Origin of the sequence: Clostridium sp. AWRP (genome assembly GCF_004006395.2) — a bacterium.
GTDB lineage: Bacteria > Bacillota > Clostridia > Clostridiales > Clostridiaceae > Clostridium_B.
Window position 1 is genome coordinate 3,221,470 of sequence record NZ_CP029758.2, and the last position, 13,198, is coordinate 3,234,667.

Consider the following 13,198-nt stretch of genomic DNA (forward strand, 5'->3'; position numbering starts at 1 on the left):
AATTATTCAATCATGTATCTACAATTATATTACTCATTAGAAAAGGATTCAATTTTTTTGGGAAGCAAAAGTAACTAGCGCTAAAATAAAAATAGCCCCAGCTAAAAGTAAAGTTAAAATAATATTTTTCACTTATTGCTTCTATTTCCTTTCTAATGATGTTTTTCATTGAATTTACCCTCCATTGCAAATAATGCCACTAATTTTATAAATTAATTCTTAATCTATTTGTTCTCAATTATAACATGTTTATTCTTTATGTCAACAGTAAGTTTCCAATTTTATTTATTTTTATGATTGAATTGTGATAATGTCTTAGTATACCGCATTTGATTATGTCCCAAATAAATAAGTTTATAGTATAATAAAACCTCATGACTAAGAAGTGAGGTGGACAAAATCAGAAAGGTAGTTTTAACAATGAATGAGAATGCAAAATATAACATAATCAAGAAATTAGTAGAGAGCAATGGTAACAAGCAAAGAGCTGCTGTACAGATTAACTGTACTGTTAGGCACATTAACAGAATGATTAAAGGGTATAAAGAGCAGGGAAAAGCCTTTTTTATACATGGAAATCGTGGTAAAAAACCTGTCCATGCTTTAGATAATTCTACAAAACAGACTATTGTTGACTTATATCGAACAAAATATGAAGGCACCAATTTAACTCATTTTTCAGAACTCTTAAAAGAATTTGAAGGAATCAAAGTTTCATCAAACACTATACGTTCCATCCTTTTGCAGGAATTCATCCTGTCTCCTAAGGCAAAACGTTCTTCTAAGAAGGCTCTATACACTAAACTTAAAGATATGCAAAAATCTACAAAGTCAAAAAAGCAGGCTAGTGTTATTCAAAGTTCTATTCTTGCTATCGAAGATGCTCATCCTAGGCGTCCGAGATGTGCCTACTTTGGAGAAATGCTTCAGATGGATGCTTCTCTTCATCCTTGGTTTGGTGGAGAAAAAAGTCAGCTTCATATAGCTGTAGATGATGCCACAGGTGCTATTGTAGGTGCTTATTTCGATGTTCAAGAAACGCTAAATGGATATTACCATGTACTTGAGCAAATATTGAAAACCTATGGTATTCCTTATATGTTTTACACCGATAGGCGTACAGTTTTTGAGTATAAACAAAAGAAATCCCCTTCTATCGAAGAGGACACTTTTACCCAATTCGGTTATGCCTGCAAGCAGTTAGGAATTGAGATTAAAACCAGCAGCATTCCACAAGCCAAGGGGCGTGTGGAACGAATGTTTCAAACACTGCAATCACGACTTCCTATCGAATTGCGTTTAGCTGGTATAAGCACGATTGAGCAGGCAAATGAATTTTTAAACTCCTACATAAAAAAATTCAATGCTCGATTTGCTTTACCTGTTGATAATATCAAATCTGTATTCGAAACGCAACCTGATATTGAGAAAATCAATTTAATTCTTGGTGTACTTGCTAGTAGGAAAGTAGACAATGGGAGTTGTGTAAAATACAATAAAGGATATTATCTTCCAGTAGATGCTAATGGTCACCCAGTATATTACCATAAAGGTACCTGCGGTATAGTAATAAAGGCATTTAACAATGATCTATATTTTTGTGCAAACGAAAAAGTTTATGCACTTGAATTGCTTCCGGATCATGTTCCTTCATCAAAAAATTTTGATCTTGCGAAGACCTCAAAAACTCCAAAGAAACACTATATACCGCCGATGAGTCACCCATGGAAGCAGGCTTCATTTGAACATTATTGCAATAAGCAGGCTCATAGACAAAAAGAAAACATAGCTTAAAGAACTAAAAAGCCCTTTTACTTAAAAAACTTTAAGTTGATGGATGTGTTTGCTATACCTAAAAATAATGTTATAAGCGTAACAAAGCACCAGCTATTGCTGGTGCTAATAATTAAAACTTTTTGGGACATTTTCAAAATTAGTTGACACAGTAAGTTTCCAATTTTATTTATTTTTTATAGTATAAAATATGAAAACTTTACTAAAACTAATGGAAAATTATTTTAAACCATAGTATAATTAAATTAAACATTTTTTTAACATTATTAAAAATAAGTATATTATATAAAATTTATATGAATTTAAAATGTTATTTTTAAATATACTATAATTTCAGGAGGAAAGAGCATGAACACGTCCAAAAAACTGATCTTTGCTTTTTTTATGTCAGCATCTCTTATGAATAGTAAGGGCTTGGTAAGTACTGTATATGCCGCTGATGTACCAAATATGAGCAGTAGCGCTTATACTGCTGTTGGAAATATATTTGCAAAATCAGGATACACCGGGCAATGTACCTGGTTTACTTATGGAAGAGTACTTGAAAAATTAGGAATTGCACTACCATCACAATTTTACGGTAATGCAGTGGATTGGTGGTATGCAAATGCCAGTTCAAACGTATACCCTTATGGATTGGAACCTAAAGCAAATTCCATAATTGTATGGGGTGGAGGTCCACATGGGTACGGTCACGTTGGTTTTGTAGAAGAAGTAAGCGGAAATACCGTATATTTTAACGAAGGCAACTTCAATATAAGAGGCAACTATGATGGAAGTGAAAAAACGCTTTCAAAAGAAGCTATAAAAAATAGAGGAAATTTATATCTTAAAGGATATATATATGTAGGAGATGGCAGGAAATCCATTCCAGCTAATAATCCCTCACCTAGTAGTCACAGTAATTCAAATTCAACTCCTGTTACTAATATTTCTAAAACAGGAATTGTTAATATTTCAAATAGCAGTTCCACATTGAATGTAAGAAATGGGGCGGCTACATCCTTTAGCGTTATAGGAGGATTAAAGAAAGGTCAATCCGTTTCTATAGTAGGATCAGTTGGAAGTTGGTACAAAATTAAATATAATTCTTCTTACGGATATGTGAGTTCTTCTTTTATAAACGCAAGTTCACAATCTAGTACTAGTAGTCATCCTTCTTCTAATTCGGAAGCACAATATTTATCTCCAGCTTCTGCAAAATCAGGTTATGTCAAGCTTAATGACAGTGGATCATCTTTAAACTTAAGAACATCTCCTGGAGGTTCTGTAATAGGCTCACTTGCTAATGGTACCGCTGTAAATATACTAGGAACTAGCGGAAGCTGGTATAAGGTAACTGCAAACGGAAAATCAGGATATGTTTCTTCTAGCTACATAAGCAATTCACAGTCCATAGTAACAACTGCTGCAAAAGTTCAGTCTACAACTTTGAAAACTGGTACTGTAACATTAAGTAATAAGTCTTCGGTATTAAACTTACGAAATAATCCCTGGACTGGTCGTATTATATCCACTCTATCTTCTGGAACCAAAGTAACCATAACAGGCACGGATGGACGTTGGTATAAAGTAACTGTTGGTTCTTTAACAGGATATGTTCATTCAGATTACATAAAATAAATAAAAAATAATATTGTGTAGAAATTTCTACACAATATTATTTTTTATTGCCAAAAAACATTACTTTTCTTTATTTATCTTCATTTTCATTTTAATATTTAATTTATCCATTAAATATTTTTTATTTGTTCCATCATCAGGAAAAATAACATAGCTGCATTTAAGATCGTATTCTCTATACTTTTCATTCATAATTTTTATTTTATTGTAAATATGTTCCATTTCATGAACAATTGAAACAATTTTTCTATAATTGCAGTCTGGAACTACACTTATAAAAGTAGATAATCCATATTTTTCAAATAAATCTGGTACCTTAAAAAGACTTCTCAACTTTTCATAAACTAAATCAAGTAAAATAAGGTAACTATCCTTTACTTCTATTTTCTCATCTTGTTCTGTATAATATTTTTTTATTAAGCTTACCATGATAATTGAAAGCTTTTTATTTTGTGCCCCACATTTTTCAATTTGTCTGGCAATATACTCTTGAAAATTCAAATATACTATTTCTTCTGGTCTATCTGAATTTCTAGTAGATTTTATGAGTTTCGTTATTCTTTTAACTAAATTTTTACTATTGAAAGGTTTTAATATATACTCTGAAGTACCTTCTTTTATACCTTTTATAAATGCTTCTCTAGAATTTAATTTTGTAAGTATCATTACAGGAATGTTTAATTTTTTAGCCTTTATCTTTTTAAGTACTTCAAATCCATCTTCAGTGCTTAATCCCACCTCAAGTATTATCAAATTTATTTCTTCCTTTTTATCATATAACCTATTAAAGAACTCAAAGGAATTTCCACATTCATATACCCCAATACCCGCATCTTCTAATACACGTCTCACCCTATATCTTACATATATCATATCATCTAATATTATAACTTTGTTCATAATTATTCATCCTATAACATCAATATTTTAACCATCCCTTTTACTAAAATTAATTTTTTCCATATTCTATTTATCGTCCACTACTACTATTATTTTATATGTATATTACACTAAAGGTTCATTTCTCATATCATTCCACCGTCTACGGTTATTATCTGTCCTGTTATATATGCGGATGAATCGCCTGCCAAAAAGCATACAGTTTTGGCTATGTCTTCACATTGTCCAAATTTGCCCATAGGTATATCTTCCATTAAGTTTTTCTTCTCATCTTCTTTTAACCAGGAGTTCATTTCCGTATCAATTACCCCTGGTGCAACTGCATTTACCCTTATGTTCGAAGGTGCCATTTCCTTCGCAATAGATTTTGTAAAAAGATTTATAGCTCCTTTAGATGCAGAATAAATGGATTCACAAGCAGCACCTACATTTCCCCACATAGAAGAAATATTTATTATGGATCCTGATTTTTTAGAAATCATATGTTTTAATACAGAGTGCGTACAATTAAGTACTCCCTTTAAATTCACATCTATAATAGAATTCCACTCATCTTCTTTCATATCTATAAAAAGTCCTATTTTAGAAATTCCTGCATTATTAACAAGTATATCTACTCTTCCCATTTTACTTAAGGTACCTTGTACCATCCTTTCAGCATTACTATATAAACTAACATCTCCTTGTACTACCATTCCTACGGAACCAGCTTGTTTTACCATATCTAAAGTTTGATAAGCCCCTTTTTCATCTTTTTTATAATTTATTACTACATTTGCACCGCATTTTGCTAAATTTACAGCAACACTTCTTCCTATTCCTCTGGAAGCTCCTGTTACTATTGCTACTTTCCCGCCTAAATTTTCCATATAAATTTCACACTTCCTATATTAACATAAAATTTACTTTTCAATTAATATTATACATTAAATTTACTTAAAATGTGAAGAAGCTCCTCAGATCCACTTGCATTTCTCATAGTATACAAAGATATTGCCCTATTTTCATTTGCTATTTCATCTATATTCTCTGATATATCTGCAGATGCCTTAGTTCCATTATTTGACGAGTCTACTATAATACACATTATTTTAGTTATTACTAAAAAAGATTCATCTATATTTTCCATAAGCCCACAAAACTTTTTTAATACAGATTCAAATCTCAATCCATCCTTTTCATAATCTTTGCTTATGTCCACCATTTTTCTGTAATCCGACAAAATATTTTCCTCTAAAATTTTCAATATACTCTCCGCTGATAGGGCTAGTTTCTCTACAGATTTTAAAGCATTTTTTACATTTAATTGTATATTACCTACCATATCAGAAGATTGCATAGCTAATTTTCTTACCTCTTCTGCCACCACCATAAATCCCATGCCATATTCACCAGCCCTTGCAGCTTCTATATTGGCATTTAATGCTAATATATTTGTTCTATTTGATATAGTTTTTATTTCTTCAGCCATTATAGAAATATTTTTTACTACTTTCACATTTTCCAGTGCATCTCTTAATTCATCACTATACTGTGTATAATAATTTTCAAAGTCATGTTTTGAGCTTTCCGTATTTTTTTTAATATTTAAAGCCCTTTCCCTTATGTTTTTTGCAAGATCCAGACCTTGATTTGCCTCTTTTGCTGAGTTTTTTATTTCATACTTTACATTTGATATCTTTTGGTTAACTTCTTCTATAGAAGATAAGTTTTCCTGCATATTAGAACATATTTGTGAAGATTCATCTGAAACCAATTTTATTTCCGAATGGGATTTTTCAAACATTTTATTTACATTATCCGCAGCTTCCAAAGCTTCTCCACTTTTTAGTTTTACTTGTTCTATAATATACTCTATTTCATTCATTGCATAGTTTAATGCTGAAGCCGTATCTCCAAATTCATCTCTTTTGTCAATTTGTATTCTGTAGTTTAAATTAAACTTTGATAACTCCAGGGCATACTTTCTTATTTTATGCAGTGGTTTTTTTATAGTCCCAGCTATAAATAACCCTATAAAGAATCCTATCATAATAAATAGAACAGTTATCATAATTATTTTGTATTTTAACATATTTACTTCACTAAATATTTCACTCTTATCTATAGTAAGCCCCAATGACCAATTTGAATCAGCTATTGGTGCATAGGCCATAAACATATCTTCATTATCTTTTTTATAGTATCCCGAGCCACTTTTACCCATTATCATATTTCTTTCTAAAATCGCCAGTTCATTTAAAGAATGATCTTTTTTTTCATCTTCTATAGTATTATCTTTATTTAGCACCAGTTTCAAATCCTTATGTGCTACCTTAACCCCTTCCTTATTTATTATAAAGCAGTATCCGCTTTTACCCAGCTTTTCATTTTGAACTAATTTATTTAAACTTTCCATACTTACATTTGAAAATAATACTCCTACAATTTTTTCATAAGAATCTTTTATTGGAACTGCCACCGCCATTATCTGCTGCCCATCTGTATTCATCACTGGATCTGAAATCGATATTTTCCCACTTAACGCATTTTTAAGGTAATAATTCTTGGTATCCTCTAAATTAGCTCTAGTCTTTTCACCAGTTTGCATATAAATCATACCACTTGAATCCATCACATTTAAGTTCACATATCCTAATTGTTTTGCTCTCATCTTAAGAAGAGATATCTGCATTGAAGTATTCATTGATTTTATAATGTCATTTGATGCTAACTCTTCAATTGCTTTAACGTCCTGTTTTAAAGTCGCATCTATGAGTTTAGAAGATTCTACTGCCCTACTTTCAAGCGAAGATTTTATACTATCTTCCATAGCTCTATAAGCACTGTAATAAGATGTCAATCCTAATATACTGCATATGAATATTATAAGTATTCCAATCTCACAAACTATTTTTACTCCCACACTATTAAAAAAAGATAGATTAAACTTTTTCTCCTTACCAAAAGATAACTTTGAGATGTTTAAATGTAGTTTTTTTAACATAAAATTCCTCCAACATATAAATTTGCATCAATTATATGTTTTATTTTAATATGGTATTTTTAAGTTAATGTTAAATAAAACTTTTTTTAACATCAACTTAACTTATGACATTCATTAAGTGAAATTTGCAATAATATATTTGAATTGGCTTTTTTAATATGATATAATTGTGATAATTTAAAAGGGTCGGATGAAAATAATGGGATTAAACTTTTAAACCGTTATTAGACGAACCTCTGGAGAGACTCTTATGAGCACCGAAGGGGAAAGCCAAAGTTGGGTGAAACTCTCAGGTACAAGGGACAGAGGATTTTATACAAAATAATAATTATTGAGTAAATTAATAGTTATTGTTTAAAATCTTATTTTCCAGAGACTAATTTAATTTGGTCTTTTTTTTTATAATTGCTAATAATAGAATTAATCAATACAAACTATTTAAAGGAGATGGATTATAAAATGAAATCATTTATAACCGTGCTTGGAGAAGACAAAACAGGTATTATTTACAAGGTAACTTCCGTACTATTTGAAAATAACATAAATATTTTAGACATAAACCAAACTCTCATAGAAGGCTATTTTACAATGGTAATGCTAGTTGATTTATCAAAAATGAAAACAGATTTTGTAGAACTAAAGAATGACCTTGAAAATAAAGCTAAAGAAATAGGAGTTGTCATTAAGCTTCAACGAGAAGACATATTTACTTCTATGCACCAAATTTAAACTAAGGAGTTGAGTTAAATGATAAATACTAAAGACATTATGGAAACCATAAACATGATTGACAAAGAAAATCTAGACATAAGAACCATAACTATGGGTATCTCGCTTTTAGATTGTATAGATAGTGATGGCAAAAAAGCAAGAACTAAAATTTACGATAAAATAACTAAGCAGGCCGAAAACCTAGTAAAAACCGCCAAAGAGATTGAAACAGAATATGGTATACCCATAATACATAAAAGAGTATCCGTTACACCTATTTCACTCATAGCCCAAGCAAGTTCTGATAAAAGCTATGTAGAATATGCCAAAATTTTAGATAAAGCTACCCAAACTTTAGGTATTGACTTTATTGGAGGTTTTTCCGCACTTGTACATAAAGGTTATACTAAAGGTGACAAAATACTTATAGAGTCCATACCAGAATCCCTAGCTGTCACTGAAAAAGTCTGTTCTTCTGTAAATGTAGGAACTACAAAAGCAGGAATAAACATGGATGCAGTAAAGGACATGGGAAGAATAGTAAAGGAAACTGCCTATCTCACTAGAGAAAATGAGAGTATAGGTTGTGCAAAATTAGTAATATTTTCAAACGCAGTAGAAGATAACCCTTTCATGGCAGGAGCATTTCATGGAGTTGGAGAAGCTGATTCCATAATAAACGTAGGTGTTAGTGGTCCTGGCGTTGTAAAATGTGCTCTAGAAGAAGTTAAGGGGCAAAATTTCAATGTAGTTGCAGAAACAATAAAAAAGACAGCTTTTAAAATAACAAGAATGGGGCAATTAGTTGCTGGAGAGGCTTCAAAAATATTACACGTTCCTTTTGGTATAGTAGATTTATCACTGGCACCTACACCTGCTGTAGGAGACAGTGTTGCGCGAGTTCTTGAGGAAATGGGCCTTGAAAGCTGTGGATGTCCAGGTACTACTGCTGCTCTAGCGTTATTAAATGATGCAGTCAAAAAAGGAGGCATAATGGCAGCATCTCAAGTTGGAGGATTAAGTGGTGCATTTATACCTGTAAGTGAGGATGAAGGTATGATAAGTGCAGTAAATTCAGGTGCTCTTAACCTTGAAAAATTAGAAGCAATGACTTGTGTATGTTCTGTAGGTCTTGATATGATAGGTATACCTGGTGATACTCCTGAATCCACTATATCTGCCATAATAGCAGATGAATCTGCTATTGGAATGATTAATAATAAAACAACTGCTGTAAGAGTAATCCCTGTGTACGGAAAAAATATCGGAGATGAAGCAAATTTTGGGGGACTTCTGGGGAAAGCACCAATAATGCCTGTAAGTAAATTTTCAAGTGAAAATTTTATAGCTAGAGGTGGAAGAATTCCTGCTCCAATTCACAGCTTTAAAAATTAGATTTTCCACTTAGAAGCCTCATATGTTCCATATATTGAATGCAAATTTAAATATAGGTATAAATAAAATTAAATTTTGCTATAAACATGTTTAGAAATACAATAATACTACGATAACATATACATAGTTACTATATATTGCTATTCTAATGATTTATATGAGGTGAGATAGTATGTTGTCAAAAAAGAAATTAGTTCGAATAAGTGAATTAAAACCAGGAATGATATCAGCAAGTGATATAACCTTTGAAAATAAAATGCTGTTAGCTAAAGATATTGCAATTACGGAATCGGCTATAGAAAAGCTAAAACAAAATATTATTGTTGACGAAGTAGAAATTTATGTAGAAGATACTTCGGAAGATCCTTTAACTGCTAAAATTGAAACTGTAGAGGAACTTGAGAATACTTTTAATGAATTTTCTTATAACTTGGAAAATATATTTGATACCATTTCTAATTTAAAAGCTCCTGAAATAAAGGAAGTAAGAACTTTTTCAGAAAAAATACAGGAAGAGTTTAATTCTACAGGATTAGTTATTAAAAATATAGTATTCCATGGAAGTGGCAATGATACCATTTACAGACACAGCGTAAACGTAGCAGCCGTAAGTTTTATACTTGGAAAATGGTTGGGATTTAGCAAAAGGGATATAAATTTATTGACTTACTCAGCCGTATTACATGACTTTGGGAAAATAAAGATAAGTAAAGATATTATAAATAAAGAGGGAAATCTCACCCCAGAAGAATACAAAGTTTTCAAAACTCACCCTGCCATAGGTTATAATTTTGTAAAAGAAATCCCCTATTTAGATTCTTCAGTAAGTTATGGTGTATTAATGCATCATGAGAGAATGGATGGCTCTGGATATCCACTAGGTATTAAAGAAGATAAAATTCATAAATTTGCTAGAGTAATAGCTATTGCAGATTTGTTTGATGATTTAAGTTCCAATAGATATTGTAAAGAACTAAGTGGCCCTTTTGAAGCTTTAGAAATTATTCAACAGCAAAGTCTTGGAAAACTGGATTGTCAATATTGCACTATGTTTTTAAATCACATAGTAAATTACTATATGGGTGAAAATGTACTTTTAAATAATGAGCAATGCTGTAAAGTTATCCAGGTTAACATGAATGATTTGAAAAATCCTCTTTTACTTGATGACAGTGGATTCCTTGACTTAAAAAAAGAAAAAGATTTATATGTTAAAAAACTGGTTATTTAATAACCAGTTTTTTGCTCACTTTTTATAACATTTTGTTTTACAGTTGTATACATTTACTAATAATTAGCCTCAGTTCCATATAATAATCACTAAATCCTTGCTTTTTATATACGATATAGTATTATAGACTATGGTTTAATTACTTTTTAGCAAACCATTATTACATTATATAACATAGGAGGATATATTTATGATAAGATTTACCGATAATGATAAAATTGACTTAGATTCATTGGAAATACAGGATGTTTTAGATATTAGCACACTTCAAAAGTTCCAGGATAACTTTGCTGATAGTATGAATATTGCAAGCGTTACAGTTGACAAAAACGGGAACCCTGTAACAAAACCAAGCTCTTACACTGACTTTTGTTTAAATCTCACCCAGTCAACTTCCAAAGGAACTTCCCGCTGTGCAGAGTCACACCGTAGGGGAGGTTCAGAAGCAACAAGGCTTGGCAAACCGTATATTTATACTTGCCATGCGGGTTTGATTGATTTTGCTGCTCCTATAATAATAGAAGGTAAATCAATAGGAACAATACTTGGTGGACAAGTTGCTTATTCTAAGGTAGATGAATCAGTCGTTCGAAAAAATGCCGCAGAAATGGATATAAATGCTGATAGATATGTAGATGCATCAAACAAAGTCTATACAGTAAGTGAAAAAAGCGTAAGAGCAGCTGCTGAAGTTTTATTTATCGTGGCAAATTCACTTTCTAAAATAGGTTATGAGGCACTTTTACTTGGTGTATCTACTAAAAATTTATCTGAAAACTTTGGTCAAATTTCAGCAACTATGGAAGAATTAGCTGCTTCAGCTGTAAATGTAAGTAACAATCAACATCTTTTAAATGAGGAAATAAGCAGAGTGAAAAATATATCTATGGATATAAATTCTATATTGAATTCCATAAAAAGTATTGCAGATCAAACAAAAATGCTTGGTTTAAATGCTTCTATAGAAGCAGCTAGAGCTGGAGAAGCTGGAAAAGGATTTAGTGTAGTAGCTGCAGAAATAAGGAAACTATCTCAGGATTCTAAAGAAACTGCTTCTAAAATAACAGACCTTACTAAAAAAATACAGGAATCTGTAGATAAGGCAATAGAAACTTCTAACGCAACTTTTGAAACTACAGAACAACAGACATCTGCAATAGAAGAAGTATCTGCTAATGTTCAAGAAGTTTCCGTAGTAGCAGATACCTTAAGTAACATAGCAAATAAAAAGTAGTTAAGAATTAATAGTTAAGAATTAATAGTTATGGATGCTTTTCTTCCGCTTTTCACTATTAATTCTTAACTCAATTTTTAACTTTCAATTATTGATGTGTATAGGTTACTGGATTTTTATTTGAATCTTATGATTGCTTTTTTGAAATTTATAGCATACATCATTTCTCAACTTTTCATGAAACTTTAATGCATTACCTCCTATAGTACATACAAGAACATAACGTTCCAATTTCATGCCTCCTTTCAATGCAAATGTTTCCTATATATTTTCACCATATTTAAAATTCAAATACCTAATTTTATTTTTTGGTCAGCGCTTTACTATAGTTAAAATTAAACTTATTAGAAATGTTATTGCAGAAAGCAGTACAGCTAAACTCAAAAAAACTGTTATGAGAACATTATATTTAACTATGTTTTCAATAGATAAATATTTTGTCCACCCAAGAACATTAAGCATTAACAATACTAAAAATATAGTAATTAATCCTCCTGAAGCTCCTCTAATATCTGCATAACTCAATGATATATGAGAACATATACAGATTGCTATAAATAAAAATATGTAAAAGTATATATTCTGAAAATTAGCAGGAGAAAATATAGTTTTCACTAAGACTTTATACATACTTAACATATGTATAGCTGCAGCTTTATTTATAACAGTTACATGGGAATTTACCTTTAAAATACTTATAAATTCATCATAAGCTCTAGGTATCATAAAATGCAGTAGCGCAACCACAGACAAGATACCTCCAAATATAGGTGCCGTTCCTATAAAAAAGTTTCCTACCTGCTGGTATATACTATTTTGATTATAACTGTGCTCTACATATCCCATTACCCCATTTTCATCAGGTTTTTGCAAAAGCTTTATGGCAGTTATTTTGTGTCCAAAAATAGCTGCAAATATTGCATGACTTATTTCATGTACTGGAACCCCTATAAAGCCCGTTATCATTATGGATTTCATGCCAAAACTTCTAGCAAAATTTTTTATAGTGTAGTTTCTCATAACCCCAAGTAACATTCCAACTAGTATTATTATACCTGTCAAATATACTGTTTCTATACAGGTCCTAATTAACATTTGTATTAAAAATTCCATATTTATCTCCACTTTCTACATTATTTCATAAACTTAAAGGTCTGTTAAACATATATTTATAACAATCTTCTTCTTTAAAACCACATTTGAAATATAATTTTTCAGCATACTTTGTCCAAAGAAATTTACTTGTATCTTTTATGGTTGGATAATTATTTATAAATTCAATTAGCTTTTTTCCCAATCCCCTTCTTCTATACTCTTCATCAAT

13 protein-coding genes and 1 riboswitch are annotated in these 13,198 nt (G+C 30.9%); of the genes, 6 read left to right on the forward strand and 7 right to left on the reverse strand.

Going from position 1 to position 13,198, the window contains the following annotated elements; translation table 11 throughout:
• Nucleotides 1–10 precede the first annotated feature (10 nt).
• Nucleotides 11–169, reverse strand: a complete 159-nt coding sequence (locus DMR38_RS21920; protein ID WP_175413021.1) for a hypothetical protein — start codon at nucleotides 167–169, stop codon at nucleotides 11–13.
• Between the two features lie 251 nt (nucleotides 170–420).
• Here DMR38_RS21920 and DMR38_RS14795 point away from each other — a divergent pair, with 251 nt between their 5' ends.
• Together DMR38_RS14795 and DMR38_RS14800 are read left to right on the forward strand one after the other, a co-directional pair.
• Nucleotides 421–1,794: an ISNCY family transposase gene (locus tag DMR38_RS14795; protein WP_127720638.1), complete on the forward strand. Its 1,374-nt coding sequence runs from the start codon at nucleotides 421–423 to the stop codon at nucleotides 1,792–1,794.
• Nucleotides 1,795–2,142: 348 nt separating this feature from the next.
• Nucleotides 2,143–3,417, forward strand: a complete 1,275-nt coding sequence (locus DMR38_RS14800) for an SH3 domain-containing protein (protein ID WP_127722025.1) — start codon at nucleotides 2,143–2,145, stop codon at nucleotides 3,415–3,417.
• 60 nt (nucleotides 3,418–3,477) lie between these two features.
• Here DMR38_RS14800 and DMR38_RS14805 read toward each other — a convergent pair whose 3' ends face one another.
• The 3 genes from DMR38_RS14805 to DMR38_RS14815 form a co-directional block, all read right to left on the reverse strand.
• Nucleotides 3,478–4,317 carry a response regulator gene (locus tag DMR38_RS14805; protein ID WP_127722026.1) on the reverse strand — a complete coding sequence of 280 codons (840 nt, stop codon included), beginning with the start codon at nucleotides 4,315–4,317 and terminating at the stop codon, nucleotides 3,478–3,480.
• Nucleotides 4,318–4,442: 125 nt separating this feature from the next.
• Nucleotides 4,443–5,186 (reverse strand): SDR family oxidoreductase, encoded by a 744-nt coding sequence (locus DMR38_RS14810; protein WP_127722027.1) that lies wholly within the window; start codon nucleotides 5,184–5,186, stop codon nucleotides 4,443–4,445.
• Nucleotides 5,187–5,236: 50 nt separating this feature from the next.
• Nucleotides 5,237–7,303: a methyl-accepting chemotaxis protein gene (locus DMR38_RS14815; RefSeq protein ID WP_127722028.1), complete on the reverse strand. Its 2,067-nt coding sequence runs from the start codon at nucleotides 7,301–7,303 to the stop codon at nucleotides 5,237–5,239.
• A gap of 226 nt (nucleotides 7,304–7,529) precedes the next feature.
• A riboswitch (glycine riboswitch) is annotated at nucleotides 7,530–7,619 on the forward strand.
• 143 nt (nucleotides 7,620–7,762) lie between these two features.
• On the opposite strand from DMR38_RS14815, the gene DMR38_RS14820 reads away from it, so the two are divergent.
• The 4 genes from DMR38_RS14820 to DMR38_RS14835 all read left to right on the forward strand — a co-directional run bounded on the left by DMR38_RS14820 (nucleotide 7,763) and on the right by DMR38_RS14835 (nucleotide 11,874).
• Nucleotides 7,763–8,032 carry an ACT domain-containing protein gene (locus DMR38_RS14820; protein WP_063600686.1) on the forward strand — a complete coding sequence of 90 codons (270 nt, stop codon included), beginning with the start codon at nucleotides 7,763–7,765 and terminating at the stop codon, nucleotides 8,030–8,032.
• An 18-nt stretch (nucleotides 8,033–8,050) separates the two neighbouring features.
• Nucleotides 8,051–9,409, forward strand: coding sequence for a PFL family protein (locus DMR38_RS14825; RefSeq protein ID WP_127722029.1), 1,359 nt, complete (start codon nucleotides 8,051–8,053; stop codon nucleotides 9,407–9,409).
• A gap of 172 nt (nucleotides 9,410–9,581) precedes the next feature.
• A complete protein-coding gene (locus tag DMR38_RS14830) occupies nucleotides 9,582–10,640 on the forward strand; it encodes an HD-GYP domain-containing protein (RefSeq protein ID WP_127722030.1) in 1,059 nt (352 codons plus the stop codon).
• Nucleotides 10,641–10,830: 190 nt separating this feature from the next.
• Entirely contained in the window at nucleotides 10,831–11,874 is a 1,044-nt protein-coding gene (locus DMR38_RS14835; protein ID WP_127722031.1) for a PocR ligand-binding domain-containing protein, read from the forward strand.
• A 105-nt stretch (nucleotides 11,875–11,979) separates the two neighbouring features.
• On the opposite strand, the gene DMR38_RS22560 is transcribed toward DMR38_RS14835, so the two are convergent.
• From DMR38_RS22560 to DMR38_RS14850, 3 genes are all read right to left on the reverse strand, one after another.
• Nucleotides 11,980–12,105: a hypothetical protein gene (locus DMR38_RS22560; protein ID WP_279230786.1), complete on the reverse strand. Its 126-nt coding sequence runs from the start codon at nucleotides 12,103–12,105 to the stop codon at nucleotides 11,980–11,982.
• A gap of 81 nt (nucleotides 12,106–12,186) precedes the next feature.
• The gene (locus DMR38_RS14845; RefSeq protein ID WP_127722032.1) at nucleotides 12,187–12,987 is read right to left on the reverse strand and encodes a hypothetical protein; all 801 of its coding nucleotides are present in this window, start codon (nucleotides 12,985–12,987) and stop codon (nucleotides 12,187–12,189) included.
• A gap of 25 nt (nucleotides 12,988–13,012) precedes the next feature.
• The gene (locus DMR38_RS14850; RefSeq protein WP_279230816.1) at nucleotides 13,013–13,198 is read right to left on the reverse strand and encodes a GNAT family N-acetyltransferase; all 186 of its coding nucleotides are present in this window, start codon (nucleotides 13,196–13,198) and stop codon (nucleotides 13,013–13,015) included.